The sequence below is a fragment of the Cellulomonas aerilata genome, from assembly GCF_007991755.1.
GTDB classification, from domain to species: Bacteria; Actinomycetota; Actinomycetes; order Actinomycetales; family Cellulomonadaceae; genus Pengzhenrongella; species Pengzhenrongella aerilata.
In genome coordinates, this window is sequence record NZ_BJYY01000004.1 from 1 (window position 1) to 25,407 (window position 25,407).

General features: G+C 76.7%; 27 protein-coding genes and 1 riboswitch. Of the genes, 15 read left to right on the forward strand and 12 right to left on the reverse strand.

Features of this window, described 5'->3' with window-relative positions:
- Positions 1-1,823, reverse strand: a 1,823-nt coding sequence (locus tag CAE01nite_RS04485; RefSeq protein WP_146900601.1) for a sigma-70 family RNA polymerase sigma factor, incomplete at its 3' end; no start/stop codon positions are given.
- Positions 1,824-2,194: 371 nt separating this feature from the next.
- Here CAE01nite_RS04485 and CAE01nite_RS04490 point away from each other — a divergent pair.
- The gene (locus CAE01nite_RS04490; RefSeq protein WP_146900604.1) at positions 2,195-2,611 is read left to right on the forward strand and encodes a hypothetical protein; all 417 of its coding nucleotides are present in this window, start codon (positions 2,195-2,197) and stop codon (positions 2,609-2,611) included.
- A 28-nt stretch (positions 2,612-2,639) separates the two neighbouring features.
- Here CAE01nite_RS04490 and CAE01nite_RS04495 read toward each other — a convergent pair whose 3' ends face one another.
- Both CAE01nite_RS04495 and CAE01nite_RS04500 read right to left on the reverse strand, forming a co-directional pair.
- Entirely contained in the window at positions 2,640-3,170 is a 531-nt protein-coding gene (locus tag CAE01nite_RS04495) for a hypothetical protein (protein ID WP_146900607.1), read from the reverse strand.
- A gap of 417 nt (positions 3,171-3,587) precedes the next feature.
- Complete coding sequence (locus CAE01nite_RS04500) at positions 3,588-4,184, reverse strand: DivIVA domain-containing protein (protein WP_146900610.1); 597 nt, start codon at positions 4,182-4,184, stop codon at positions 3,588-3,590.
- A gap of 191 nt (positions 4,185-4,375) precedes the next feature.
- Here CAE01nite_RS04500 and CAE01nite_RS04505 point away from each other — a divergent pair, with 191 nt between their 5' ends.
- Both CAE01nite_RS04505 and CAE01nite_RS04510 read left to right on the forward strand, forming a co-directional pair.
- A complete protein-coding gene (locus tag CAE01nite_RS04505; RefSeq protein WP_246131005.1) occupies positions 4,376-4,759 on the forward strand; it encodes a DUF3224 domain-containing protein in 384 nt (127 codons plus the stop codon).
- 42 nt (positions 4,760-4,801) lie between these two features.
- On the forward strand, positions 4,802-5,365 hold the full coding sequence (locus tag CAE01nite_RS04510; RefSeq protein ID WP_146900616.1) for a GNAT family N-acetyltransferase: 564 nt from the start codon (positions 4,802-4,804) through the stop codon (positions 5,363-5,365).
- Between the two features lie 143 nt (positions 5,366-5,508).
- On the opposite strand, the gene CAE01nite_RS04515 is transcribed toward CAE01nite_RS04510, so the two are convergent.
- From CAE01nite_RS04515 to CAE01nite_RS18455, 5 genes are read right to left on the reverse strand one after another with little or no spacing between them, the layout of a single operon-like run.
- Positions 5,509-5,997 carry an SRPBCC family protein gene (locus CAE01nite_RS04515; protein WP_146900619.1) on the reverse strand — a complete coding sequence of 163 codons (489 nt, stop codon included), beginning with the start codon at positions 5,995-5,997 and terminating at the stop codon, positions 5,509-5,511.
- Positions 5,994-6,428 carry an ArsR/SmtB family transcription factor gene (locus CAE01nite_RS04520; RefSeq protein WP_146900621.1) on the reverse strand — a complete coding sequence of 145 codons (435 nt, stop codon included), beginning with the start codon at positions 6,426-6,428 and terminating at the stop codon, positions 5,994-5,996. Before CAE01nite_RS04520 ends, CAE01nite_RS04515 begins: the two co-directional genes overlap by 4 nt.
- Before the next feature lie 11 nt (positions 6,429-6,439).
- Entirely contained in the window at positions 6,440-7,078 is a 639-nt protein-coding gene (locus CAE01nite_RS04525) for an alpha/beta hydrolase family protein (RefSeq protein ID WP_146900623.1), read from the reverse strand.
- Positions 7,079-7,116: 38 nt separating this feature from the next.
- Positions 7,117-8,058 (reverse strand): phosphoglycerate dehydrogenase, encoded by a 942-nt coding sequence (locus CAE01nite_RS04530; RefSeq protein WP_146900626.1) that lies wholly within the window; start codon positions 8,056-8,058, stop codon positions 7,117-7,119.
- Between the two features lie 57 nt (positions 8,059-8,115).
- The gene (locus tag CAE01nite_RS18455) at positions 8,116-8,397 is read right to left on the reverse strand and encodes an acylphosphatase (protein WP_246131006.1); all 282 of its coding nucleotides are present in this window, start codon (positions 8,395-8,397) and stop codon (positions 8,116-8,118) included.
- 100 nt (positions 8,398-8,497) lie between these two features.
- Here CAE01nite_RS18455 and CAE01nite_RS04540 point away from each other — a divergent pair, with 100 nt between their 5' ends.
- From CAE01nite_RS04540 to CAE01nite_RS04555, 4 genes are all read left to right on the forward strand, one after another.
- Entirely contained in the window at positions 8,498-9,364 is an 867-nt protein-coding gene (locus CAE01nite_RS04540; protein WP_146900631.1) for an MBL fold metallo-hydrolase, read from the forward strand.
- Positions 9,365-9,518: 154 nt separating this feature from the next.
- The gene (locus CAE01nite_RS04545; RefSeq protein WP_222595817.1) at positions 9,519-10,898 is read left to right on the forward strand and encodes a S1C family serine protease; all 1,380 of its coding nucleotides are present in this window, start codon (positions 9,519-9,521) and stop codon (positions 10,896-10,898) included.
- Between the two features lie 83 nt (positions 10,899-10,981).
- Positions 10,982-12,409 (forward strand): MFS transporter, encoded by a 1,428-nt coding sequence (locus CAE01nite_RS04550; RefSeq protein WP_146900635.1) that lies wholly within the window; start codon positions 10,982-10,984, stop codon positions 12,407-12,409.
- A gap of 32 nt (positions 12,410-12,441) precedes the next feature.
- Positions 12,442-12,552: riboswitch (SAM riboswitch) on the forward strand.
- Positions 12,553-12,635: 83 nt separating this feature from the next.
- A complete protein-coding gene (locus tag CAE01nite_RS04555) occupies positions 12,636-14,102 on the forward strand; it encodes an LLM class flavin-dependent oxidoreductase (protein ID WP_146900638.1) in 1,467 nt (488 codons plus the stop codon).
- Between the two features lie 163 nt (positions 14,103-14,265).
- Here CAE01nite_RS04555 and CAE01nite_RS04560 read toward each other — a convergent pair whose 3' ends face one another.
- A complete protein-coding gene (locus tag CAE01nite_RS04560) occupies positions 14,266-15,435 on the reverse strand; it encodes an LVIVD repeat-containing protein (protein ID WP_146900639.1) in 1,170 nt (389 codons plus the stop codon).
- Positions 15,436-15,726: 291 nt separating this feature from the next.
- Here CAE01nite_RS04560 and CAE01nite_RS04565 point away from each other — a divergent pair, with 291 nt between their 5' ends.
- Positions 15,727-17,286 (forward strand): glycosyltransferase family 39 protein, encoded by a 1,560-nt coding sequence (locus tag CAE01nite_RS04565; RefSeq protein ID WP_146900641.1) that lies wholly within the window; start codon positions 15,727-15,729, stop codon positions 17,284-17,286.
- Between the two features lie 27 nt (positions 17,287-17,313).
- Here CAE01nite_RS04565 and CAE01nite_RS04570 read toward each other — a convergent pair whose 3' ends face one another.
- A complete protein-coding gene (locus CAE01nite_RS04570) occupies positions 17,314-18,156 on the reverse strand; it encodes an SMP-30/gluconolactonase/LRE family protein (RefSeq protein ID WP_146900643.1) in 843 nt (280 codons plus the stop codon).
- Between the two features lie 190 nt (positions 18,157-18,346).
- On the opposite strand from CAE01nite_RS04570, the gene CAE01nite_RS04575 reads away from it, so the two are divergent.
- From CAE01nite_RS04575 to CAE01nite_RS04585, 4 genes are all read left to right on the forward strand, one after another.
- Positions 18,347-18,796 (forward strand): hypothetical protein, encoded by a 450-nt coding sequence (locus CAE01nite_RS04575; protein ID WP_222595818.1) that lies wholly within the window; start codon positions 18,347-18,349, stop codon positions 18,794-18,796.
- Positions 18,797-19,069: 273 nt separating this feature from the next.
- A complete protein-coding gene (locus CAE01nite_RS04580) occupies positions 19,070-19,345 on the forward strand; it encodes a hypothetical protein (protein ID WP_146900646.1) in 276 nt (91 codons plus the stop codon).
- 25 nt (positions 19,346-19,370) lie between these two features.
- A complete protein-coding gene (locus CAE01nite_RS18710; protein WP_281285553.1) occupies positions 19,371-19,493 on the forward strand; it encodes a hypothetical protein in 123 nt (40 codons plus the stop codon).
- A gap of 76 nt (positions 19,494-19,569) precedes the next feature.
- Positions 19,570-20,157, forward strand: coding sequence for a hypothetical protein (locus tag CAE01nite_RS04585; RefSeq protein WP_146900649.1), 588 nt, complete (start codon positions 19,570-19,572; stop codon positions 20,155-20,157).
- A gap of 156 nt (positions 20,158-20,313) precedes the next feature.
- Here CAE01nite_RS04585 and CAE01nite_RS04590 read toward each other — a convergent pair whose 3' ends face one another.
- Both CAE01nite_RS04590 and CAE01nite_RS04595 read right to left on the reverse strand, forming a co-directional pair.
- Positions 20,314-21,555, reverse strand: a complete 1,242-nt coding sequence (locus tag CAE01nite_RS04590; protein WP_222595819.1) for a cobalamin-independent methionine synthase II family protein — start codon at positions 21,553-21,555, stop codon at positions 20,314-20,316.
- A gap of 85 nt (positions 21,556-21,640) precedes the next feature.
- On the reverse strand, positions 21,641-22,411 hold the full coding sequence (locus CAE01nite_RS04595; RefSeq protein ID WP_146900655.1) for an SDR family NAD(P)-dependent oxidoreductase: 771 nt from the start codon (positions 22,409-22,411) through the stop codon (positions 21,641-21,643).
- A 246-nt stretch (positions 22,412-22,657) separates the two neighbouring features.
- Between CAE01nite_RS04595 and CAE01nite_RS04600 the strand changes: the two genes are divergently transcribed.
- The 3 genes from CAE01nite_RS04600 (at position 22,658) to CAE01nite_RS04610 (ending at position 25,405) form a co-directional block, all read left to right on the forward strand.
- Positions 22,658-23,680 (forward strand): zinc-binding metallopeptidase family protein, encoded by a 1,023-nt coding sequence (locus tag CAE01nite_RS04600; RefSeq protein WP_281285558.1) that lies wholly within the window; start codon positions 22,658-22,660, stop codon positions 23,678-23,680.
- Between the two features lie 97 nt (positions 23,681-23,777).
- Positions 23,778-24,239, forward strand: a complete 462-nt coding sequence (locus CAE01nite_RS04605; protein WP_222595820.1) for a hypothetical protein — start codon at positions 23,778-23,780, stop codon at positions 24,237-24,239.
- Positions 24,236-25,405 carry a zinc-dependent alcohol dehydrogenase gene (locus CAE01nite_RS04610; protein ID WP_146900662.1) on the forward strand — a complete coding sequence of 390 codons (1,170 nt, stop codon included), beginning with the start codon at positions 24,236-24,238 and terminating at the stop codon, positions 25,403-25,405. Before CAE01nite_RS04605 ends, CAE01nite_RS04610 begins: the two co-directional genes overlap by 4 nt.
- Positions 25,406-25,407 lie beyond the last annotated feature (2 nt).

A 25,407-nucleotide genomic window follows, 5' to 3' on the forward strand; every position in this document is an offset into this window, starting at 1 on the left:
CCGTTGCCGTTGCCGGGCGGGTCGACAGGGGGGCCGTTGCCGTTGCCCGGCGGGTCGACGGGCAGCACGCCGCCGTCGTCCCCCGAGCCGGTCCCTGACCCGGACCCGGAACCGCCGGACCCGGGCCCGGAGCTCGACCCTGTCCCGCCACCCGTCGCTGCGTCGTCGTCCGACGCCGGGCTGCCGTCCGACGAGCCGCTGTCGTCCTGCCCGGGTGGCGTCCGGTCACCCGACGGCCCGTCGCCCGACGGACCGCGGGAGCCGGACTCCGGGCCGAGCGCGGGGAGGTCGGCCGGGCCGACGCCGTCCACCCCGGTGCCGGCGTCGGTGCCGGAGCGGTCGGCGGGCGCCGGCGGCGCGGGGCTCGAGACGGTGCCGCGGTCGTTGCCCTCGTCCGGCGCCGGGGAGGGGCTGCCGCCCGTCACGGCGCCGACCCCGACGGCGGTGGCGACCAGGACGCCGGTGACGCCGGCGACGATCGCGCCGACCGGGGCGCTCGCGGCCACGGCGGCCAGCCCGGTGGCCACACCGGCACTCGCGAGCACACCGGCGGACGCCGCGCCCGCCGCGGTCGCACCCACGGCTGTCGCGCCCGCGGCCGCGGCGCCGACCGCCGTCGCGCCCACGGCGCCGGCGGCGGTCGCGCCGGCGGCGCCCGCTCCGGCGGCCGTCGCCCCGGTCGCACCCGCCAACGCCGCGCCTGTCGTCGCGCCCGTCACCGCGGCGCCGGTCGTCGTCGCGCCCGTCGCAGCGGCACCGGCCGCCGTCGTGCCTGCCGCCGTCGTCCCGGCGGCGGTGCTTCCCGCCGCGGTGGTCCCCGCGGCGAGCCCCGCGGAGCCGGACGACGCAGCAGCGGTCGAACCGGCGGTGCCGCCCACCGCGCCGGCCGAGCCGGCGCCCGTGGCGACGCCCCCGCCGGCCGCCGCCGGCGCGCCACCCGCGGTGAGCGCACCGCCCGAGCCGCCGAGGCCCGCGGTTCCCGCCGTGCCCGCGGCACCCGCCATGCCGGCCGCGGCGGCACCGCCGAAGCCCAGGCCCCGGACCGCCTCGATCGCGGCGACCCCGAGCACCAGCGGCGCGATGACCGAGTGGAGCCCGTGGTTGACGTCCCCGAGCTCCACGACGAGGGCACGGCAGCGGTCGCAGCCCGCGACGTGGTCCTCGACGGACGCCGTCTCGCGCGCGCGGAGTCCGCCCCGGACGTACGCGCCCAACCGGTCGCCGACCCAGGCGCACTGCTCGTCGACGAGCGGGGCCACGTGCTTGCTGAGGTAGGCCTGGCGCAGGCCCTCGCGGGCGCGGTAGGCGAGCGCGGCGACGCCGTTCGCCGACAGGCCCAGCACCGGGGCGACGTCCGCCGGTCGCAGGCCCTCGACCTCGGTGTACCAGAGCACGGCCTGCCAGCGTTCGGGCAGCGACCCGTACGCCTTGAGCACGACCTCGCGCTCGAACCTCGCGAGTGCGGGCTCCTCGGTGGACTCCACCGGCGGGCTCGCCAGCTCGAGCTCGACGTCGTCGGTGGGAGCGGTGCGTCGCTGGGTCTGGACGCGACGCATCGCGACCCGGCGCACCACGGTGAACAGGTACGGCCGGAACGCGACGTCCGGCCCGCCGCCGGACCGCAGCGCCGCGAGGACCTTCTCGAAGGCGTCGGCGACGGCGTCCTCGGCGTCGGCGGCCGAGCGGGAGTACTGCCGGGCGACGGCACGCGCGGCGACCGCGTGCCGCTCGTACAGGGCGGCGAACGCGTCCTGCCGGCCCGCGCGGGCAGCGGCGATCAGGTCGGCGTCGCTGCTCACCGCCTCGGCCTCGCTGCTGGTCATCGCGCCCCTTCCGGCACCGGCGGCTCCACCGACGACGCGCCGGGTCCGGGAGGACCTCGCGCACGTGGGTCACCCTCCGTCGTGGCGGCACCCGTGCCGTCGTGCCGGCGTCCAGGTTCGCACGGCCACGGCGCCGGTGCACCGTCGATCCGCGTCGGACCGTGCGTGCCGCGCCGCCCGGCACGCGCGGCTGGTCCGCCGCCAGGGCGCCGGTCCGGCCTGCGAGCCCTCCGTGACGGTGGTCGATCGTGCGGGAGGATGGGGTGGTGGGGAGGAACGCACGCCGTCGCGGCGAGAGGAGACGCCGTCGGGCCGGGACGTCCCACGAGGCGGCGACGCCGGAGGTCCTGCGTCGTGACGGCAGCAGGTGGATGAGCGTCGTCGGCACGGCGCTGGCGACGGCGGTCCTGCCGTACGAGGCGGCCCGAGGGCAGCGCAGGCGCTCCTGGCAGGAGTGGCGGTCCTTCTGGACGACGAGCCCGCGGATCCCTCCGGACGAGGTCCACGGGCGCGCCTTCACCGGCTGGCTGTTCCTCGCCTACCCGCTCATGGTCGGCGTCGTCGTGCTGTTCGCGTGGGTGGACGACGTGACGAGGTACGAACCGCCGCCCTGGGTGTTCGTCGGTCTGGTGGCCTTCGCCCTGATGTCGGGGGCGTTCCACTGGCGACGCTCGACGGCGGACCTGCCGACGGTGACCCGCCGCGCGCAGGTCCTCGCGGGCTGGCCGGCCGAGGCGGTCCTCCTCGCGGTCTCGCTCGGCGGCGCCTGGGTGACCATCGGGGCGTAGGCGACGTCGTGCCGGTGGGTGCCGGCGCCTACTGCGGGCGCGCGCTCCCGCGGTCGACGGCGTCCAGCAGCCAGTCGACGTTGCCGCGCGACGTGGCCAGCTCGACGACGCCGGACGGCGTCGTCAGCTCGACCACGCGCAGGCCCCCGACCAGGACCGGGCGACCACGGGGCGGCCGCCCGGCGTCGGTGGCGGCGCGCACCTCCAGGTCGAAGGGCACCGCCGACGGCCCGTGCAGGGGCATCACGGTGAGCAGGCCCGGGACCGGGCGCACCTCGGTGCCGAACCAGCGGTCCGGGACGCGCGGGTGGGCTCCCGGGCCTGCGCGGAGGTAGCCCGCGACGACGCCGCGCGCGCGATCGGCCCGCTCCCGGCCCGGGACGACCAGCGTCGCGGCGGCAGCCGCGACGGCGCAGCCGACGCCGGCCGTGGCCGCCGACCCGACCGCCGCGGACGGGTCCCGGCCGAGCAGCAGCAGGAACCCGGTGCCGAGGGCGGACACGACGACGGCGGCGCCGACTAGGGCGACGAGCTGCCGGCCCGCCCGCCGCCAGGTCACGTCCCCGCCACCGGCGAGGGGGTGGCGGGCACGCACCCGAGGGCGGCGCGCCGGTGGTCCATGGAGGGACCGTAGACGGGCGCGGCGTCACGGGCTCGTCGCCGTCCCCGCACCGACCCGATCGGGTGGTGGCGCCGTTCGTTCACCAGGTGGGGACCCCGGGGGTGGTCCGGTCGGCGGGGTCAGGGCCGGTCCCCGGGGCCGGCGCCAGGAAGCGGGTCCGTTCGGCGCCGCACCGCGTGCACCGCCGGTACAGCCGCTTCGGGCCTCCGGCGTCGGTGACGACGCGCTCCTGCCACGCATGACGTCCCACTCGGCAGCGACGCGCGACCACGGCGACCTCCGGGCACTTGGCTCCCCCCGAGCCTCCCGTGGGCCGGCCGACGCGTCAACGACGGGTCACCGCGCCGGAGCCGGTCAGGCACCCAGCGCGGCGGCGCCCCGGTCCAGGAGCGCGTCGACGGCCGACCGGGGGTAGCCGGGGCGCCACCACGTCGTGGTGAGGCGCGTCGAGCGGACGTCATGGGCGGTCGTGCGCGGGACCTCGCCCCGCGCGCGGCGCTCCAGCTCCCGGGTCAGCTCGTCCAGGAGCTCGTCGACCTCGGGGACCGCGTAGCCCGCGGCCCGGGGCACAGGTGCCAGCTGCGCCCGGCCCGCCCGGACGAGCGCTGCGCCCGCATGCACCTGGGCGCCGGCACCTGCCGCGCCGACCGGCGGTCGGCCGGCCGCCTCGACGGCGGCGTGCCCGGCCCTCAGGGCCAGGATCGCCGCGTCCAGGAAGTCGTCCACCTGGTTCTGGTCGTAGCCGTCGCGGAACCTCGTCGCCGGGAACCTGGCGTCGAGCACCTCCTCCGCGGTCAGGGTGTGCGGGTCCACGCGCCCGGCGGCCAGGTCGTCCAGGGAGGTGGCGACGCGCTCGAGCAGGGCGTCGACCTGCGCGACGTCGTACCCCTCGCGGAGCGTCGTCGCGGTGAAGCGGGCGGCACGGACCTCACGAGCGGTGAGTGCGGACAACGGATCTCCTCCAGGCGCGGGGCTCCAGGGCGGTGCGGACGACCCGACCCGTCCCCTCGGTGCGGTGACCGCACGATCGGCCGGGGACGGTCCGCGCTGAGGACCCGTGCCGCCGTCGGGGGATCCGTTGCGCCGTCCGTGTCGGACCCCCGCGCCATCATGGGCTCACCCGACGGCGGAAGGTGACTCCCATGACCCTGATCGCGCGATTCACGGTGGACGGCGCCCAGCCGACCCGGGCGGCCGACCTCGACGTCGACTGGGTGGGGCTTCTCGTCTTCGCCAAGACGTTCACGTCCGGCATCACCGGCACCGCCACGACCCTGTTCATGTCCGCCGGGACGCAGGAGGGCGCGCGCTCGTACGTCGCCACCGAGCGGATCACCGGTCGCACGGACGACGGCGACGACGGCTCGGTCGTCGTCCAGCACGGCGGTCTGGAGTCCGACCCCGCCACCTGGTTCGGTCACGTCGTGCCGGGCTCCGGCACCGGCGCCTTCGCGGGCTGGGCCGGCTCCGCGCGGATCAGGCACGACGACGACGGCGCCTTCCTCGAGATCGAGGGGGCCGGCTGACACCCCGGTCGGCATGCGTCGGCCGTCGGCGGAGGAGGGGACGTGGTCGTCCAGGTCAGAGGCGCTGCGGGGCGGTTCGAGGACGTCGCGCGGGTGGTGGGACCCAGGCGGCCCGACGTCGGCGCGTGCTGGTGCCTGTCCTACCGCGACCCGCGCGTGACGAACCTCGAGCGGCCCGCCGTCATGGCGGACCTGTGCGCCGAGGAGCCCGGGCCGGGCGTGCTGGCGTACGTGGACGGGGACGTCGCGGGCTGGTGCTCGGTCGCCCCGCGCAGCACCTACCGGCGGCTGGTGCACTCCCGCACGATCCCGCACCTCGACGACCAGGACCCGTGGAGCGTGGTGTGCTTCGTGGTCCGACCCGCGTACCGGCGTCAGGGGCTGCTGCGGGCGCTGCTCGCCGGGGCGGTCGACCATGCCCGCGACCACGGTGCCCAGGTGGTCGAGGGCTACCCGGTGGAGACCGGCGGCACCCGGGTCGACGTCGTGGCGGGCTACGTCGGCTCGGTGGAGCTGTTCGAGGACGCCGGCTTCCACCGGGCGGCACCGACGACCGCGCACAGCGGGCACCGCAGCCGCTGGCTGATGCGGCTCGAGCTGGCCTGAGCGCGGGACCGGCCGGGCCGGCGGGCGCCGGTGACGCCCGCCCGTGCCCCGCCGGTGACGCACGCCCGTGGCCCGCCGGTGACGCACGCCCGTGACCCGCCGGTGACGCCCATGGCCCGCCGGTCCGGCGGGTGCGGCAGCGGTCAGGCCGGCACGAGCAGGCCGTCCATCTGCCCCATCGCGCTCGTCATGCCCTCGACCATGCCCATGGCCGCGAGCTGCTCCATGTGCTCCGCCGTGCCGAACTCGGTCGTCACCGTCATCCGGGTGCCGTCCGCCGAGCCCACCAGCTCGACCCGACCCGTCGTGGTCGGCAGCTCGGGGTTCGGTGCGCCGGTCTCGTCGGCGAACCCGTCCCGGAACCGCAGGCCCCTCGGGGGGTCCACCTCCAGGACCTCCCACCAGCCGTGCGCCTGCTCGCCGTCCGGCCCGGTCATGACGTAGTGCGACCGGCCGCCGGGGACCAGGTCGTGCTCGACGAAGGTCGCCGGCCACGTCGGCGGACCCCACCAGCGCTCGAGCTGACGCGGGTCCGCCCACAGGTCCCACACCCGCTCGGGCGCGGCGGCGAGCTCGGCGACGATCGTGAGGGTGAGGCGCTCGGTGTCCTGCTGGGTGCTGACGACGGTCATGGCGTGTCCTCCTGGTGCGGCTGGGACTGCGGACGGGGGTGCGAGGGCGATCGGCGTCGGGGGGCGGGCCCGGGCGGCGCCGTCGCGGGTGGGGGCTGCGGTTCGGTGAGCATCTCGTCCATCCGCCGGACCCGGTGGCGCCAGACCTGCTCGTACCGGTCCAGCACCTGCGAGGCGGCCCGGAGCCGGGCGACGTCGCCCCGGACGAGCCGTTCGCGGCCGTGCGCCTCCTTGGTCACCAGCCCCGCCCGCTCCAGGACGGCGACGTGGCGCTGGACGGCGGCGAACGACATGGCGTACCGCTCCGCGAGCGCGGTGACCGACGCCGGGCGGTCCAGCACCCGGCTGACGATGTCGCGACGGGTCGGGTCCGCGAGGGCGCCGAACACCCGGTCGGCGGCGTCGGCGTCGAGCACCTCACGTACAACCATATTGTTGTACGTTAGCGGCGCGCCACGGGCTCCACAAGACCCGGCAGCGACCTGAGCCAGCCCCGGACGGCCGCGCCGAGTGCGGCCGTCTCCCGGCGCAGCGCGTGGTCGCCCGGCAGGACGACGACCTCCCGCCGGGCCGCGGCCGGCGGCATCCCGAAGGGGTCCCGGTCGCCCTGCACGACCAGCACCGGCACGTCGACGGCGTCGAGCTCGGGCAGGCGGCTGGGCGCGGGGTCGCGACCCGCTCGAGCAGCCGGCTGGAGCGGGAACGCCAGGCACAGCACCCCCGCCGCACCGGTCCCGGCCGCCGTCCGGCACGCGACCCGGGCCCCGGAGGAGCGCCCGCCGACGACGAGCGGCAGCCCGGCCGGCCCGTCGGCGCGCAGCGCGGCGACGACCTCGGTCCAGGCCGCGTCCAGCACGGGTGCGCGTGGCGGGGCCCGGCGACCCGCGACCCGGTAGGGCTGCTCGACCAGGACGACCCGCAGGCCGGTGTCGGCGGCCGCGCGGGCGGCGGCCGTCAGGTCCGGAGCCGTCACCCCGCCGCCGGCGCCGTGCCCGAGCACGAGCGCGCCGACCGGCGCATCGGCGGGCCACACGTGCGCGCGGGCGTCCCCGTGGGTGGTCGTGACGGTGACGGGCTGCACGGCGTGCCGGGCTCCGCCGTCGCTCGCCACGGCGGTGCCTAGCGCTCGACCACGTTGTGCAGCGGCTGCCCGGCGACGAGGGCGGCGACGTTGTGCGCGACGAGCTCGTCGGCGCCGACCGGGCGCCCGCCCGCCGCGTGCGGCGTCAGGACCAGGTTGGGCGCGTCCCACAGGGGCGAGTCCGCGGGCAGCGGCTCGACGGCGGTCACGTCCAGCGCGGCGCCGGCGATCGTGCCGGCGCTCAGCGCGGCGTGCAGCGCCTCCTCGTCCACCGTCGTGCCGCGCCCGACGTTGACGACGTACGCGTGCCCGGGCAGCGCGGCCAGGCGCGGCGCGTCCAGGGCACGCTCGGTGGAGGCGTCCGCGGGCAGGATCATCACCAGCACATCCGTGCCGGGCAGCTCGGCCTCGAGGTCCTCCTCGGCGACCACCGGGAAGCCGGCGCGGTCGCCGGCGCTGCGCGCCACCCCACGCACGTGGGCGCCCAGGCCGCGCAGCAGACCGGCCAGGGTCTGGCCGATCTGGCCGAAGCCCCACACCAGGACGCGCGCGTCCAGCAGCGTGGTGACCGGCCCCTGCGGGTGCAGCGGCTGCACACCGCCCAGCTCGCGCGCCCAGCGGTGCTCGGCCTGCGCCCGCGAGGCCGCGGGCAGGCGCCGGACGAGCGCCAGGGTCAGGGCGAGCGCGTGCTCGGTGACCGTCACGCTGTGCAGGCCCACACCGGACGTGACGACGACGTGGTCCGCGAACCCGGCCGCCAGCACCGAGTCCGGTCCGGCGGACAGCGTCTGGACCCAGCGCAGGGCGGGCATGCGGCCCGCGACGGCGGCGACGTCGGCCTGGGCGCTGCCCCAGACCACCAGCGCCTCGGCGTCGAGGTGCTCGTCCGGCACGGGGGCGCCGGCGTCGTAGGTGACGACGTCCACGCCGTCGGGGACGGCGGGGGACAGCGGCAGGGAGTCGGGCAGCAGCAGCTTCATCGCCCGGGACACTACTCCGGCGCCGCCGGTGGCCGCCGTCCCGGCGGCGGGCGTCGGTCAGTCCTCGACGCGGAAGCCGGGCCGGTCCGCGAGGCCGGGCGGCGCGTCCTCCTCGACGACGTCGACCCCGGACACGTCGGCGAACCGGGGGCCGTGGTGCAGCCACTCCAGCAGCTGCCGGACCGCCTCGGGGTCGCCCTCGACCAGGGCCTCGACGGTGCCGTCGGCGCGGTTGCGCACCCACCCGTCCACGCCCAGCCGCTGCGCCTCGCGGGCGCACGACCAGCGGAAACCGACACCCTGGACGCTGCCGTGGACCACGGCCCTGCGACGGATCACCGTCCCAGTGTGCCGCCGCGCGACCGCACGGTGGCGGGCATTGACGCGCGGCCCTCGTCCTTGGTGCGGTGGGCAGCGGACGACGACGAGGGGAGCGGCGATGGCGCCGGCCGAGGACACCGCCTGGATCTGTTGCACGTGCGCGAACCAGTACCCGCCCGCACCCGTCCCACCGGCCGACTGCCGCATCTGCACCGACGACCGCCAGTACGTCCCGCACGACGGGCAGCGATGGACGTCGCTCGCGGAGCTGGCCGCGGAGGGGCACCGGACGGTCTGGGCCGACGTCGAGCCCGGGATCCGGCAGCTCACCGTCGAGCCGGCCGTCGGCATCGGGCACCGCGGGCTGCTCGTGACGACCCCGGCCGGTGCGGTGCTGTGGGACCCGCCGGGCTTCCTCGACGACGCGGCGGTCGACGGCGTCCGGGACGCCGGCGGCCTCCTCGGCGTCGCGCGCAGCCACCCGCACCTGTGCGGGGTGCAGATCGAGTGGAGCCGGCGGTTCCCCGGGCCGGACGGACGAGGCGCGCCGGTGTGGGTCCCCCGCCGTGACGCCGCCTGGGTGCTGCGGCCGGACGACGCGGTGCACCTGTGGGACGACCGGGTCGAGGTGGCGCCGGGGGTGACCCTGGTGCGGTGCGGCGGGCACTTCGCGGGCAGCGCGGTGCTGCACGTCGCCGCCGCGGCCGGGGGAGCGGGCGCCCTGCTCGTCGGCGACACGGTGATGGTCCTGCCCGGGCACCGACGGGTGTCGTTCATGCGCAGCTACCCCATGCTGCTGCCCGTGCCGGAGCGCTACCTGGACCGCCTGCTGGCGGCGCTGGACCCGCTGCCGTTCGACGCGATCCACGGCGGGTGGTCGGGCCTGAGCATCCCGTCCGGCGCCCGCCAGGCCCTGGCCGTCAGCGCGGACCTCTACCGGGCGTGGCTCACCGGGTCCGCACACGACCCCGACCAGGACGACTGAGGTCGGCAGGACGCGCGGCGGGAGCGCGACGGCCGGCGCCGGAGACCGAGGGACGACGGACGGGCGACGGCTCGGGCCGGCGGAGCCGTCGGCAGGCGAGGGGGCGTCGACCCGGTTCTACTGGAGGGCACAGGACCTCGGAGCGAAGGGCACCATGAGCGACGACGACCGGTACCGGGCCTACCCCCCGCCGGCACCGCACGGCTCCACCCCCCCGACCCCGCCGCAGGGCGGGCCGCAGCCGGGGCCGTACCCCACGTCGTACCCGGGGCAGCACGTCGGGCAGCAGCCGGGGCAGCCCGCCGGGCAGCAGCCGGGGCAGCCCGCCGGGCAGCCACCCGCGCCGAGCGGCGCACCCGGCCCGCGTCCCGGGCGCGACCGTCGGCGGCCCACGTGGCCCGCACTGGTGGGCACCGCCGCGGGCGCCGCGCTGCTCGCGTCCGCCGCCACCCTCGGCCTCGCGCAGACGCTGGACGACGACCCGGCCGACGACGACGGGGGGACCGTCCAGGTGGCCGAGCGCGACGCCGACGAGCCTCAGCCGAACACCGACCCGGTGGTTTCCTCGACGGCGGAGGTGCCCGACTGGGTGGACCTCGCCGACACGGTCGGCCCGAGCGTCGTCGCCATCGACGTGCGCACGCAGGCCGGCAGCGGCGCGGGGTCGGGCGTCATCGTCACCACGGACGGTCGGATCGTGACCAACCACCACGTCGTCGGCGGGGCCGCTCGGGGCGGCATCGTGGTGACGCTGTCGGACGGGCGCATGTTCCCCGCCAGCATCGTCGGTACCGACCAGCCCACGGACCTGGCCGTCATCACGCTCGACGACCCGCCGGACGACCTGGTGGCCGCGACCCTCGGCAACTCCGAGGACGTCCAGGTCGGCGACCCGGTCGCGGCGATCGGCAACCCCCTCGGCCTCAGCCACACCGTCACGACCGGCATCGTCTCCGCCCTGGACCGTCCGGTCTCGACCACCGAGAGGGCGCAGACGCCCGGGCAGCAGGTGGTGCCCGTGGTCACCAACGCGATCCAGGTGGACGCGCCGATCAACCCCGGCAACTCCGGCGGCCCGCTGTTCGACGCCCGGGGACGGGTGATCGGGATCAACAGCTCGATCGCGTCGATGCCCAGCGGCGCCGGCGGGGTCGCGGGCAGCATCGGCCTCGGCTTCGCGATCCCGAGCAACCAGGTCCAGCTCATCGCCGACCAGCTCATCGAGGACGGCGTCGCGGAGCACGCCTACCTCGGCGTCGGCCTCGGGGACGGGGTCGCGCGGGTGGACGGCGAAGCGCGCTCCGGCGCGCAGATCACCTCGGTCGAGCCCGGGACGCCCGCCGCCGAGGCGGGACTGAGGCCGGGCGACGTCATCATCGCCGTCGACGGCGACTTCGTCACGGGCGGGGAGTCCCTCACCGGCTTCATCCGCCAGCACGCCAGCGGCGACGACGTCACGCTCACCGTGGCCCGCGACGACGAGTCGAGGGAGGTGGGCGCCACGCTGGCGACCCGCCCGGACGAGGCGCCGTAGCCCCGTGACCCGCGGGCGGGGCGGCGCACGTCACGCCGGTCCCGGTCCGTGGCACGCACCGGGACGCGGGACACTGGTGCACCGTGACCCTCTCGGACCCGGCCGTCGACCGCACCGCTGGACGGCGGCGCGCCGGGCTGGTGTGGGGGACGGCGGCCGCGGCCTACGCGGTGGCCGTCCTGCACCGCTCGTCCCTCGGGGTCGCCGGGCTGGAGGCGTCCGAGCGGTTCGGGGCCGGGGCGGCCGGCCTGGCCACGTTCGTCGTCGTGCAGCTCGTCGTCTACGCGGGGCTGCAGGTCCCGGTGGGGCTGCTGCTGGACCGCCTGGGGCCGCGGCGGCTCATCGCGTCCGGCGCCGTGCTGATGGGCATCGGTCAGCTCGTGATGGCCCTGGCGTCCGACGTCCGGCTGGCCCTGGTCGCCCGGGTGCTCATCGGCACCGGTGACGCCCTGACGTTCGTCTCGGTCATCCGGCTGCTGCCGGCCTGGTTCCCCCTGCGCCGGGTGCCGCTGCTCACCCAGGTCACCGGGGTCGTGGGGATGTCGGGGCAGGTCCTGGCGGCCGTCGCGCTCGTCCCGGTGCTGCACGGCGGCGGCTGGCCGACCGCGTTCGTGACGGCGGCGGTCGTGGGCGTCGTCGTGGGCGCCGCCGTCGCCGTCGTCGTGCGGGACGCGCCGGGGCCGGACCGGCGCCGCGGCGCGGCCGGCTCACCGGCGCCGGGCGTCGCTGCCGCCCCGGCCCCGGTGCGCCCGCGGACGCGGCGGGCGCTCGGCGCGGTGCTGCGCGAGCCGGGGACGTGGCTCGGGTTCTGGGTCCACTTCGTCGGCGGGTCCTCCATCAACGCGATGGTCCTGCTGTGGGCGTCCCCGTTCCTGCGCTCGGCGGAGGGCCGCTCACCCGCGGAGGTCAGCTCGCTGCTGAGCCTCACGGCCGTGGTGGCCCTGGTCGCCGGGCCCCCGATCGGGCACCTGACCGGACGCCGGCCCGAGCGCCGGCTGGCTGTCGTCGGCGTGGTCGCCGCAGCCATCGGGCTCGCGTGGGCGGGGCTGCTGCTGCCGCCCCGGCCGCTGCCCCTGTGGGCGCTGGCCCTGTTCATGGCGGTGATCGCGGTCGGCGGGCCGACGTCGCTGGTCGGGCTGGACGTCGCCCGTGCGCACAACCCCCGTGAGCGGATGGGGACGGCGACCGGCGTCGCGAACGCCGGGGCGTTCGTCGGCGCGCTGCTGACGATGTCCGCCGTGGGGCTGGTGCTCGACGCCCGCGGGGGCGCCGGCGTGGCGGCGCCGCTCTCCGACTACCGGGTGGCGCTCGCCACGGCGGGCGGCACGTGGCTGCTGGGGGTCGTCGGGCTCGTGCTCGCCGCCCGCCGGGTCACGGCCGGCAGGTCACGGCCGGCGTCGCCGCCGCCCCCGCCGCCCGCCGTGCCACGGCCGCACGCCGACGGCGTCGTCGACGCCCTCGTCGCCGGCCGTGCACCGGCCGCTGCTGGTCCGTCATCCGGACGTCGTTGACCCGCCTGTCGAGACGGCCTAGGTTCGCCGGAGGTCACGAGCTCCAGCGCGCAGCCCCGGCTTGCTGGACGGCAACCCCTCCTCGCGTGGGGGTGCTCCGGGTGAGGACCTGACCCGCGCACCCGCGCGGGTAACCACGCACCGGGCACCCTCCGGGCGAGGGACGCGCCCGCGGGTCGCCCCGCTCGAGGGTCCAGCCCCGAGCTGCCCCGAAGGAGCCCGACCCATGCCCCAGCGGATCGTCCTGAACGCCTTCGACATGACCTGCGTGACCCACCAGTCGGCCGGCACCTGGCGGCACCCGGACAGCCAGGCCTGGCGCTACAACACCCTGGACTACTGGACGAGCCTGGCCCGGCTGCTCGAGCGCGGGAAGTTCGACTCCCTGTTCATCGCCGACGTCGTCGGGGTGTACGACGTGTACCGCGGCACGGTGGCCGCCTCGCTCACCGACGCGGTGCAGGTGCCGGTCAACGACCCGTTCATGCAGGTCCCGGCCATGGCGGCGGTGACGGAGCACCTCGGGTTCGGCGTCACCAGCGCGCTCACCTACGAGCAGCCGTACGCGCTGGCCCGCAAGCTCTCCACGCTGGACCACCTGACCGGCGGCCGCGTCGCCTGGAACGTGGTGACCGGCTACCTCAACAGCGCCGCGATCAACCTGGGCTTCGACAAGCAGCTCGGCCACGACGAGCGCTACGACCTCGCCGACGAGTTCCTCGACGTCACCTACAAGCTGTGGGAGGGGTCGTGGGACGACGACGCCGTCGTCCGCGACAAGGAGCGCGGCGTCTTCACCGACCCCGCCAAGGTGCACCCGATCGGGCACCGGGGCGAGTACTACAGCGTCCCCGGCATCCACCTCACCGAGCCGAGCCCGCAGCGCACGCCGGTCATCTTCCAGGCGGGCGCCTCGCCGCGCGGGCGGGAGTTCGCCGCGAAGCACGGCGAGGGGATCTTCATCAGCCCCGCCACCATCGAGCAGGCCCGCACGATCAGCGACGACGTCCGCGACCGCGCCGAGCGGAACGGCCGCTCGCGGGACTCGGTGAAGATCTTCGTGCTCGTCACCGTCGTCACCGCGGAGACCGACGAGGCGGCGCAGGCGAAGTTCGCCGACTACCTGTCCTACGCGTCCGCGGAGGGCGCCCTCGCGCTGTACGGCGGCTGGACCGGGGTCGACTTCTCCCAGTACGACCCCGACCAGCCGCTCGTCGAGCTGGAGAACGACAGCCTGCGCTCGGTGCTGGCCTCGCTGGCGAACGTCGACCGTGAGCGGCGGTGGACGCCCGTCGACATCGTCGAGCAGCGCAGCGTCGGCGGGATGGGTCCGGTCGTCGTCGGGTCGGCGCAGACGGTCGCGGACCAGCTCGAGCGGTGGGTCGACGAGGGCGGGATCGACGGCTTCAACTTCGCCTACGCCATCACGCCCGGGACGTTCGAGGACCTCGTCGACCTGGTCGTCCCCGAGCTCCAGCGCCGCGGGCGTGCCCGCACCGAGTACGAGGGGACCACGCTGCGCGAGAACCTGTTCGGGCCGGGCCGGGTGCTCGCCGAGGACACGCACCCGGCGCGGCAGTACCACGGCGCGTTCACCGGCGGGGCGAGCGCGGCCGACGGCACCCGGGACTCGAGGATCTCCGAGCGGCTCGCGGCCGGCACGTCGAGCGGCAGCCGGCCCGCCGGGGTCTGAGCCGGGCGGGCGAGGCGCCGCTCCCGGGTCGATGCTCGCCGTGCTGGGTCGACGGCGACGTTCGCCGTGGGAGGCGAGCTCCCCGTACGACGCGCGGCACGGACGGGAGCGGCACCCACCGCAGCGCGCCCTGACGACGCGCGGACCTGACCGGACGGTCGACCTAGCCGCCCCCGGCCGAGCCGGCGGGGTGTGCGTGGCCGGCACCGGCCGCGTCCGCGCCGCCGTCGGCCTCGTCGGCGCCGGGGGGCCCGGGCCACCGGCGCACGTCGATCGGGAACACCCAGCGGCGCCCCGGCCACTCGGTCTGGCACCACAGCTCCTCACCGGGGCGGGCCCAGTCCACGTCCTCCGGCCCGGTCGGCAGCACGCCACGGTGCCGCCGCAGGTGGCCGGGCGTGCCGACGTGGAGGTCCCCGGGATTGCCCTCGCCGGTGCTGGCGGTCAGGTACCAGGTGGATCCCGCCACCGCCGCGCCCTGCATGCGGGGCGGCTGGTCCTCGTGCACCTCGACCGGACGGCAGCGCCCGTCCGGGTCGACAGCAGGCAGGCCGGTCCGGGGGTCCAGCGCGTACACGGCGAGCCGCGGCGTCGAGCCCTTGCGGCCGTACTCGCCGGCGACCAGGCACGGGCGGCCGTCCAGCTCACCGACCGACAGGAACGACCAGCGCAGGCGGCGCAGCCCGGCGCGCACCCCCGCCCGCAGCCGCATGAGCTCGGGCAGCACGTGGTCGTGGCCGAGGGCGGTGTAGCCACCGGTCAGGCGCCGGCCGAGCGTGCGGGTGCCTGCCCCGCGCCACGGCAGGGCGGCGTCCAGGCGGCGGCGGGGGACCGCGACGACGTCGGCGAGCCGGAACACCCGCACCCCGCCGAGGGTGTCCGCGACGTACAGCAGGTCGCCCACGACCGCGATGCCGCCCGCGTGCACGCCGACCCGACCCAGGGTGGGCGCGCCGGGCAGGCGTCGCGGGGTGGTGAGCAGGACGTGTCCGTAGCGCGGTTGCTCGGGGTCCCGCCGGTCGACCACCGTGAGGCGGGACCCGCGGGTGGCCACGCCGAGGCGCCGGCGCGCGTACCAGGCGACCAGGACGACGTCCCCCGAGCGCAGGCAGGCGAGGCCCTGAGGCGTCCACGACGTGTCGTCGCGGTCCTCCGGGGCCCAGGTGAACCCGCGCCCGGCCGCCCTGCCGGGGACGTCGCACGGCTCGGCCGCCCGGTCCAGGTCCGCCAGGACGCCGTCCAGGCCGACCCGCGGCAGACGCGTCGCCAGGGCGTCGAGCGCGCGCCGGCGCGGCGGTGTGGGGACGAGCGTGTACGGGGTGGTGAGGGGCACGGGGTCATCCTGACGGCGCGGCCGGGGGCGTGCGCGCTGCCGTGCCCTCCGACGCGCTGGCGTGCCCTCCCGTGCCCTCCCGGTGCCCTCCGTGCGCCGGCGGCACCGCCACGCGGGACGGCCCGGTGCTAGGCACCCGGGCGCGGTCGCGCTTGGATCGGGTCTGTGACGGCTCACGGGCGGTCGGACCCGGCAGCGCAGCCGAGGGCGGCGCGCGGCAGCGGCACGGGCACAGGCGGAGGCACCGGCGCGGGAGGGGGCGGGGGCGCCGGCGCCGGGACCCGCCCGGGCGTGCTCGTGCCGGGCGCGGAGGCGGGGGCCTCGCCGGACCGTCGATCCCTGGCCCGGCTGTGCCTGCTGGTCGCGCTCGTGCGGGTGTCCTACGTGCTGCAGCCGCTGCGCAACGACGAGGGCGGGTACCTGCTCGTGGCCCGGCAGTGGCGCACCGGCGGGCCGCTGCTCTACGGCGACTACCTCGTCGACCGGCCGCCGGTGCTCCTGGCGCTCTTCCGGCTCGCGGCCACCGTGCCGTGGGACGGGGCGATCCGGGTGCTCGCGGTCGCGGCGTCCGTGGTGTTCGTCGTGGCCGGGGCGCAGGCCGGACGCCGGCTCGGCGGCCGGTCCGGGGCGCGGTGGGCCGCCGGCGCCGCAGCCGCGGCGGTGTGCTCCCCGGCCCTGGCGGCCGACCAGGCGGAGGGTGAGCTGTTCGCCGCCGTGCTGGCGCTCGTCGCCCTCGCGCTCGCCCTCGTGGCCCGTGACGCGACGCCCGCACGGCGACGGTGGTGGGCGGCCGCGGCCGGCGTCGCGGCCGGGGCGGCCCCGCTGGTCAAGCAGAGCGCCCTGGAGGGACTGGTCGTGCTGGCGATCGTCGCCGTGCTGGTCGCCCGGGCGCCCGCACCGGCGCGCCGCCGCGGCGCCGCGGTGGTGGCCGCAGCAGGGGCCGGGGTGCTGGTGCCGGTCGTCGGCTGCGCGGCGGTCGTCGTGGCGTCCGGGGCGGACCCCGCGGGCGTGTGGCGGGACCTCGTCGGGCTGCGCGCCCAGGCACTGGACGTGATCTGGTCCTCCGAGCAGCGGGCGACCCTGACCCGGGCCCTCCAGCTCGTCGGGCTCGGGCTGGTCAGCGGGGTGCTGGGGTGCATCGCCGCGTGGTGGGGGGCGCTGCGCGCCGGGGCGACCGTGCCGTGGCGCCCGGGACCACCGGCGGCCAGGACCGGCGTGCGCCGTCCGGGGGGCCTGCCGCCCGAGCACCTGGTGATCACCGCGCTGCTCGGGTACGCGCTGGTCGCCATCGTGGCCGGGGGCAGCTACTGGCCCTCGTACGGCGTCCAGCTCGCGCCCGCGGTCGTGGTCGCGGTCGCCGTCGTCGCGCCCACCGCCGGACGCGCCGGACGCCGGATGCGGGCCTGGGTCGGCGTGCTGGCGACCACCGCTGCGGTCGGGTCGATCGGGATGGCGGTGGTCTACGCGACGGTCCCGGACGTGTGGTTCCAGCAGCGTGCGGGCCAGTGGCTGGGGGCCACGGCCGCACCGGGGGACAGCGCCGTGGTCGCCTACGGGCACGCGTCCATCCTCGAGGCGGCCGACCTGCCGTCCCCGTACCCGTACCTGTGGAGCGTGCCCATGCGCACCCTGGACCCCGAGCAGGACCTGCTCCGGTCCACGCTCGCCGGCGGCGCCGCGCCGGCCTGGGTCGTGCAGGTCAACCCGCTCGACTCCTGGGGCATCGACTCCGGCGGGCGGCTGCGCGCCGTCGTCGAGCGCCGGTACCGCGTGGTGACCGAGGTCTGCGGCACCCGCATGTGGCTCCGCGCCGACCTCACCCGCGAGCCGGCGCCGCTGCCGGAGTGCTGAGCGCACCCGCCCCGCGGCGTCCGCCTCTCAGCCGGCGAACGGCAGCACGGGCTTGCCCGGCACGTCCACGCGCAGCCGCAGCACGGACCCGGCCTCGGGCTCCGGGTCCTCCAGGCCTTCGCGCGAGGTCGTGACGTACAGGTCGCGCTGGTCGTCCCCGCCCAGGGTGCACGCGGTCGCACCGCGCACCGGGAGCTCCACCTCGGCGAGCAGCTCCCCGCCGGGGGAGAGGCAGCGGACGAGCCCTGCGCCGTTGATCGCCGTCCAGACGTTGCCCGCCGAGTCGACCGTGAGCCCGTCCGGCGTGCCGCCGTCACCCTCGCGGAACACCCGCCGCCGGACGAGCTCGCCGTCGACGACGTCGAAGACGTCCGTGCTGCCCGCACCGGAGTCGTTGTAGTACGCCAGCGTGCCGTCGGGGCTGAAGTCGAGGCCGTTGGAGATGGTCACCGAGCCGAGCACGGTCGTGACGGACCCGTCCGGGTCGACCCGGTACAGCGTGGCCGCACCCTCGGCCTTGTCGTAGGCCATCGAGCCGGCGTAGACGCGGCCCTGCGGGTCGCACGCGCCCTCGTTCATCCGCACGCCGGGGTCGGTCCACAGCGCCGGCAGGTGCCGCGGGACGTCGTCGGGCCCGTCGGCGAGCGCCAGGCCGCGCTCCACCCCCACGACGTACCCGCCGCCGACCCTTGGCCGGACGAAGGCGGCGACCTGCCCGACGTGCAGCCGGTCGACCGACCCGTCGGCGCGCAGGGTCAGCAGGTCGCCGGCCAGCATGTCGACCCAGCGCAGCCCGCCCCACGACGGCGACCAGACCGGCCCCTCGGCGTGGAAGGCGATCGGGTCGGTGACCTGCTCGACGTCGCTCATGCCGTGATCCTGCGCGAGCCGCAGCGGGGCCGCACCCGGGGAGGAGCCCCACCGGCGGGCGTGGGCGACCGCGCGGCACGGGGCACGGAGCACGGAGCACGGAGCACGGAGCACGGAGCACGGTCGCGCGGCGCCTCGGGCCGTGGTCCGATCGGCACCTGGCGACGAGGACCTGGCGCGAGGAGGCGGCGTGACCCTGACAGCTCCCGGTGGCCTGCTGGCCGCGACCGCCCTGCACCTGGGGTTCCAGGCGGTGGTGACCGCGGTGGTGTACCCGGCCCTGGCCGAGGTGCCGCCCGACCGCTGGGGCACGGCCCATGCCGCGCACTCGCGCCGCATCACCGCGGTGGTCGCCCCGGTGTACGGCCTCCTCGGCGCCGCGTGCCTGCGCGTCGTGGTGGCCGGCCCCCGGACCGGCCTGGCGGCGGTGGCCGTGACCGGGAGCGCGGCCGCCGCCGTCTCCACCGCCCTCGTGGCCGCCCCCACCCACCGGCGGCTGGCGCTGCAGGGCGCCAACCCGCTGCTCCTCGCCCGGCTGCGGCGCTCGGACGGGGTGCGGCTCGCGGGCGCGGCCCTCGCCGCCGGTGCCGCGCTGGGCGCCGTCGTCCTGGAGGCGCGGGGTGGGCGCCGCACGGGGTGACCCGGGGCGCCGAGCAGCTCGCGGCGCTGCCGTGCCGTGCCTCACACCGGGCGTCAGGGCCCGTCTCGGGTGGCGGAGTGCCCCGACCTCCCGTAGACAGGTGTGTGGAGAGCGCTGGCAGCGCGGGGTCCCGCAGTCACGGACTCCCGGCCGCGGGGCATCACGCACGTCGCCCACCGTCTCCACCCGACCATCGCAGCCTGGGGCGCTCGCGCGTCCCGGCTGCTGCCGCGCACCGTGCGGCGAGCTCACCCGACACACCAGGAGAACCCCGTGGCGAACACCGCCCGCAACACCACCCACGACCGTCGTCTGAGCACCGAGACGAAGGCGTCGACGAAGACCACCGAGCTGTACCTCTACGTCGCCGCGGTGCTGGCCGTCGTGATCACCGCGCTCGTCGTCGGCAACGGCGAGGGTGGCGGCGAGGACCCGTTCGGCGCCGAGCAGGCGCTGCGGTACATCACCTTCCTCACCATCGGCTACATGGTCGCCCGTGGCCTGGCGAAGTCCGGCAGCCGCGACTTCTACGACGAGCACGGCAACTGACCCCCCGGGCCGTGCGGAGGTCCGCATGAGGATCGGACGCGGTGTCGACGTCCGGCCGCTCGGCGGCGGCCGGGGGTGCCTGGGCATGATCCTGCTCTCCCTCGTCCTGTCGGTCGGCCTGACCGTGCTGCTCAACCTGCTGGCCTAGCCGGCGCGCGGACCGGGTGACCGGTCCCGCGTCGAGCCCCTCGGCGGCAGCGCCACGACGAATCGGAGTACCACGCATGTCTCGCAACCAGCGCCGGAACCGGCGCAACAAGTCCGGCGGCCGTCAGACCGCCCAGCACGACGGCCGGGGCGCGTCCGCCCAGGACCGGACCACCGCAGCGGTGCGCCCGCGCCCGAGCACCGAGACCAAGTCCTCACTCCGGACGACCGAGCTCCTCGCGTACGCCGCCACCGCGCTGGCGATCGTCATGACCGCGCTCGCGCTGGACGAGGACGGCCGCGGCGGCAGCGACCCCTTCGGGGCCGAGACCGCGATCCGCTACCTCACCTACCTGACCGTCGGGTACATGGTCGCCCGCGGTCTGGCGAAGTCCGGCAGCTGGGAGCGCCGGGTCGAGCACGACGACGACGCCCCGGGCACCGTCGCGGGCCACGCCGAGGAGCCGCGCGAGACGGTCGAGGAGAGCGGCGACGCCGACGTCGAGGTCGACGACCAGGTCGACGCGGTCGGCGAGAGGACCGTCCGGGCGACCGGCACGACCTCCGACGCCGCTTCCGGACCGGCCGCCGACATCGCCCCCGGTGCGGCGGCCTCGGACGAGGTCGCCCCTGAGGTGTCCCGCGACGGCGGCGTGCGAGCGTAACGCACCGTACGCGTCGGGGCGCGTCCACGGCCCGACGCACCGCACCGGCAGGCAGGAAGGGGCGCACTCGTCACGAGTGCGCCCCTTCGTCATGCTCACCTCGGGCCCGGTCACGTCGGCCGGTCGCCTCGGCCCGGTCACCTCGACCTGCGCACCTCAGCCGGAGGCGACCGCGTCCCGTCGGCCCGGACGCCACAGCCGGCCGGAGGCGATCTGCGCCCCGGCCGCCAGGGCCTCGAGCTTCGCCCAGGCGATCTGCGGGTGCACGCGCCCGCCGAGCCCGCAGTCGGTCGACGCGATGACGTTCTCGCGCCCCACCCGAGCGGCGAACCGCTCGATGCGCTGCGCGACCAGCTCCGGGTGCTCCACGACGTTGGTCGCGTGCCCGACCACGCCCGGCAGGATCGACCTGCCCTCCGGGAGGCGGACGTCGTCCCACACGGTGTACTCGTGCTCGTGGCGGGCGTTGGCCGCCTCGAACGTGTACGCGCCGGCGTTCACCTCCAGCATCACCTGGACGACGTCGGCCATCGGCAGGTCGGTGGTGTGCGGGCCGTGCCACGAGCCCCAGCACAGGTGGAACCGGATCCGGTCCTCGGGCAGCCCGCGCAGCGCGTGGTTGAGCGCCTCGACCCGGATCCGGGTGAACGCCTGGTAGTCCTCGACCGACGGCGCGGGCTCGATCTGGTCGAAGTTCTCCGCCACGGACGGGTCGTCGATCTGCAGGATCAGGCCCGCGTCGATGATCGCCTCGTACTCCGGGCGCAGCGCGTCGGCGCACGCCCACACGAACTCCTCCTGCGACCCGTAGTGCTCGTCGGTGATCCGCGAGGCGCTGCCCGGGGACAGCGCGGTGATGAAGCCCTCCCGCGCCCCGGTCGCCCTCATCGCGGTCGTCATGTTGGCGACGTCCGCCGCGACGGCGTCGTGCCCGGTGTAGGTCAGCGGGCCGGTGCACTTGGGGAACGGCGGCAGCGCGTCCCCACCGGTGAAGATCCCCGACGTCGGGTCGGCGTACGCCTCGGCGAAGCGCTGCCGGTCACGGCGGTGCAGGAAGCCGGTCAGGCGCACGTCGCCCGGCCCGGACGTCACCGACTCGGTGGCCCACCGGCCCTCCAGGTCCAGCTCCAGGCCACCCAGGCGCTGGAAGGAGTACGACCACCAGGCGCCGTAGTCGATCGGCGAGCTCATCGCCTTGCCGTACTCGCCGTCCCCGACCACCGTGATGCCGGCGTCGAGCTGACGCCGCACGACCCCGACGACCTCCTCGCCGAGCATGTCCTCGAACCCCTCCGGGCCGGCCCCGGCAGCGCGCGCGGCGTTCGCGGCGATCAGCGCGGGTGTCCGGGGCAGGGAGCCGGCGTGGCTGGTCTCGATGCGGTCGGTGCTGCGGAGCACGGGCGTCCTCTCGGTGGGTGGGCAGGTGGCCGACATGCTCGCACGCGGTCTCGCAGCACCCGGACGGCCACCACGGCGCGTCGCCTCAGCGGGGCAGCTCGACCCCGGTCAGCTCCGCGAGCCGCTTCAGCAGCGCCTCCTGCAGCTCGACGTCCGTGGCCTGCGGGTTGGGGTCCAGCACGCGGAACCGCTTGAGGTACCGGCCGGTCACCCGCGCGTCGGCCTCGTCGCCCGTCGCGAGCCAGACCTGCGTGGCGGCGCCGTCGGCGACGTCGTCCGTGGCGTTCGGGCCACCCATCCGGGTGCGGATCCACCCCGGGTCCACGGCGTTGCTCAGCACACCGGGCCACAGCCGCGCGACCGCGAGGGCCAGCACGACGTCGTGCAGCTTGGAGTCGGCGTAGGCCTGCATGCCGTCCCACGAGCCGTCCTCGTGCTGCAGGTCGTCGAGCCGCAGGCGGCCCCGGGACTCCAGGCCGGACGTCAGGTACACGAGCCGCGCCGGCCGCGGGACCAGCGCGGTCAGCAGGTACGGCGCGACGGTGTTGACCTGGAGGATCCGCTCCAGCCCGTCCGCGGTGACCTGGCGCCCGCCCGAGCCGCCCACGCCGACGTTGTGCACCACCGCGTCGAACGGGCCCGCCGCGACCACGGCCGCCGCCACGTCGTGCGTGGCCGCCAGCGAGGTGAGGTCGCCGACGACGACGTCCCGCAGACCCGGCAGCGCCCGGCGGACGTCGGCCGCGCGGGCCTCGTCGCGCGCGTGCCCGACGACCTGGTGACCCGCCTCGAGCAGCTGGCGCGCCGTCTCCAGGCCGATCCCGTCGGTCGAGCCGGTGACGAGGACGAGGGACATGCGCATCTCCTGAGACTCATCCGGGCGCGCCCGGTGGGGGAGGCGGAGGACGGGTGCGCCCGTCGCCGGCGGCCCAGTCTGGACCGCCGGGGGCCGGGCGTCCTGCGGTGACGGCGCCCCGCCCCGCGATCCGCGGCCCGCGCCCGCGGGCGGGTGGGCACGAAGTCTGATACCCAGGGGACGGGTGCGCAGGCGTCGGTCGCCGCCGCCCGTCCGCCGTCGCCATCGAAGGGTTTTCCCGTGCGCGTGTTCGCCTGTCCGAAGTGCCGTGCCTGGGTGGAGTTCGAGGACCGGGTGTGCCTGGCCTGCGACACCCAGATCGCCTTCGACCCCGACTTCGACGAGCTCGTCCGCGCGGAGGAGCACCCGCTGTGCCGGTCACGGGACGACATCGGCTGCAGCTGGGTCGCCTCCCCGGACCCCGCCGCGCAGGGCGCGTGCGACTCCTGCCGGCTGACGACCGACGGGCCACCCGCGGACGACCCGACCGCGCACAGCCAGCTCGTGCTCGCCGAGTACGCCAAGCGACGGCTGATCCGCCAGCTGCGCCACCTCGCGCTGCCGGTCGTCCCGCGCCAGGGCGACGACGGGCTCGCGTTCCGGCTGCTCGCGCCGGTGGAGGGTCAGGGGGTGATCACCGGCCACGCGGACGGCGTCATCACCATCGACCTGTCGGAGTCCAACGACCCGCACCGCGAGGCGCTGCGCATCCGGCTCGGCGAGCCGTACCGGACCATGCTGGGCCACCTGCGCCACGAGATCGGCCACTACTACTGGCTCATGCTGGTGGAGCGCGGCGACGGCACGATCGACCCGTTCCGGGAGCTGTTCGGGGACGAGCGGCAGGACTACGGCGCGGCGCTCCAGGCCCACTACGGCGACGGTCCCGGCGAGGACTGGGCCGACCAGCACATCTCCCACTACGCGACCACGCACCCCTGGGAGGACTTCGCCGAGACGTTCGCCCACTTCCTGCACATCGCCGACGTCCTGGAGACGACGGCGACGGTCGGCGTCACCGTGGACGGGCCGCACGGGGTGCCGGAGCCGCTCGCCGGTCGGATCCTGTCCACCGGCGCGGTCGAGCTCACCGACCTGTCGATCACCGAGGTGCTCGGCCGGTGGCACGGCATCGCGATGGCCCTCAACGCCATGACCCGGTCGATGGGCCGGCAGGACCTCTACCCGTTCGTGATCACCCCGGGGGTGGCGCGCAAGCTCGAGCACGTGCACGAGCTGGTCCGGGCGCGGACGGCCGCCGCGGCGTGACCTGCGGTTGCCGACGTCGACGGCCGGTGCCAGCGTGGACGGCTCACGGGCGCCCGCGCCGACCGAGCGCGGGGCCGGCGAGGCTCGGGGGTCCGTCGTGACGAACAGAGGACGGCTGGCGGTCGCCGCGGCGACCGTGGCCATCGGCGGCACCGCCGCGATCGGCGCGGCGGCCCGCTCCGGGCCCGGCGCGGGACCGCGGCCGGACCGGTGGCACGCGGTCACGGTGAACCTGGCGCCGCAGGACGTGGGGTCGCCGGGCCGCTGGCCGCAGCCGATCGCGGACCTCGGCGACCGCGTCGAGGTGCGGGTGGTGCCCGCCCCGGGTGACCGCGGCACCGAGCTCGCGGTGCGCGCCCGCGCGGGCCTGCGCCCGGGGGAGGCGCCGGACGCCGACGACCTGCAGGACCGCATCCGGGTGGCGCTGCGGCACAGCAGGATGCTGCTCGAGACCGGCGAGGTGCTGCAGCCGGACCGCCCGTCCACGACCCGGCCCACCGTCACGAGCCTGCCCCTGCGGGCGGCGCTCCGCCGCTCCCAGGGCGGTGGCCGGCTGTGAGGGCGCTGCAGTGGGACGGCATCGACAAGCTCTCCGTCAACACCGTCCCCGACCCCCGGCTGATCAACTCCCAGGACGCCATCGTCCGGGTGCGGCGCACCACGACCTGCGGCTCGGACCTGCACCTGCTGGGCGGGTACATCCCGTTCATGCGCGCCGGGGACGTCCTGGGCCACGAGTTCCTCGGCGAGGTCGTCGAGGTCGGCTCGGACGTCCGCCTCCACGCCGTCGGAGACCGGGTGGTGGTCAGCTCGTTCATCGCCTGCGGGCGGTGCTGGTTCTGCCGCCAGGAGCTGTACTCGTCGTGCGACAACGGCAACACCAACCCGGCGCTGACCGAGACCATGTGGGGCGCGGCGCCCGGCGGGTGCTTCGGCTACTCGCACGCGCTGGGCGGCAACGCCGGCAGCCACGCGGAGTACATCCGGGTGCCGTTCGCCGACGTCGGCGCCTTCCGCGTGCCGGACGGCGTGAGCGACGAGCGTGCGCTCTTCGCCTCCGACGCCGCTCCGACCGGCTGGATGGGCGCCGACCTGGGCGGGGTGAGGCCCGGCGACGTCGTCGCGGTGTGGGGTGCGGGGGGCGTCGGCCAGATGGCGGCACGCGCCTCGATGCTCCTCGGCGCGGAGCGGGTCATCGTCATCGACCGGTTCGCCGACCGGCTCCAGGCCACCGCCCGGCACGTCGGGTGCGAGACGCTGGACTACTCCGCCACGTCGGTGAGCGCGGAGCTGGAGGAGGCGACGGCCGGCCGCGGCGTCGACGTCGCGATCGAGGCGGTCGGCATGGAGGCGCACGGGCGGGGGATCTCCGGCGCCTACGACCAGGTCAAGCACCAGCTGCGGCTGCAGACCGACCGGCCGACCGCGCTGCGGGAGGCCATCTACAACACCCGCAAGGGTGGGACGGTGTTCGTGCTGGGCGTCTTCGCGCTCGCCGTGAACAAGTTCCCGCTGGGCGCCGTGGTCAACAAGGGGCTGACCGTGCGGGGCGCGCAGATGCACGGCCAGCGGTACATCCCGATGCTCCTGGAGCGCATGGAGCGCGGCGAGCTGGTGACCGAGCACCTCGCGACGCACGTGATGCCGCTCGAGGAGGGTCCGCGGGGCTACGCCATGTTCAAGGAGAAGCAGGACGGCTGCCTGCGAGCGGTCTTCACGCCCTGAGG

What these genes read in the sequence shown, in the direction of transcription:
- CAE01nite_RS04595 (WP_146900655.1), bottom strand. Translation starts at nt 22,411, where the DNA reads ATGTCCCTCGTCCTCGTCACCGGCTCGACCGACGGGATCGGCCTGGAG.
- CAE01nite_RS04530 (WP_146900626.1), bottom strand. Translation starts at nt 8,058, where the DNA reads ATGAAGCTGCTGCTGCCCGACTCCCTGCCGCTGTCCCCCGCCGTCCCC.
- CAE01nite_RS04540 (WP_146900631.1), top strand. Translation starts at nt 8,498, where the DNA reads ATGGCGCCGGCCGAGGACACCGCCTGGATCTGTTGCACGTGCGCGAAC.
- CAE01nite_RS18710 (WP_281285553.1), top strand. Translation starts at nt 19,371, where the DNA reads ATGAGGATCGGACGCGGTGTCGACGTCCGGCCGCTCGGCGGCGGCCGG.
- CAE01nite_RS04515 (WP_146900619.1), bottom strand. Translation starts at nt 5,997, where the DNA reads ATGACCGTCGTCAGCACCCAGCAGGACACCGAGCGCCTCACCCTCACG.
- CAE01nite_RS04490 (WP_146900604.1), top strand. Translation starts at nt 2,195, where the DNA reads ATGAGCGTCGTCGGCACGGCGCTGGCGACGGCGGTCCTGCCGTACGAG.
- CAE01nite_RS04545 (WP_222595817.1), top strand. Translation starts at nt 9,519, where the DNA reads ATGAGCGACGACGACCGGTACCGGGCCTACCCCCCGCCGGCACCGCAC.
- CAE01nite_RS04555 (WP_146900638.1), top strand. Translation starts at nt 12,636, where the DNA reads ATGCCCCAGCGGATCGTCCTGAACGCCTTCGACATGACCTGCGTGACC.
- CAE01nite_RS04570 (WP_146900643.1), bottom strand. Translation starts at nt 18,156, where the DNA reads ATGAGCGACGTCGAGCAGGTCACCGACCCGATCGCCTTCCACGCCGAG.
- CAE01nite_RS04520 (WP_146900621.1), bottom strand. Translation starts at nt 6,428, where the DNA reads ATGGTTGTACGTGAGGTGCTCGACGCCGACGCCGCCGACCGGGTGTTC.
- CAE01nite_RS04505 (WP_246131005.1), top strand. Translation starts at nt 4,376, where the DNA reads ATGACCCTGATCGCGCGATTCACGGTGGACGGCGCCCAGCCGACCCGG.
- CAE01nite_RS04585 (WP_146900649.1), top strand. Translation starts at nt 19,570, where the DNA reads ATGTCTCGCAACCAGCGCCGGAACCGGCGCAACAAGTCCGGCGGCCGT.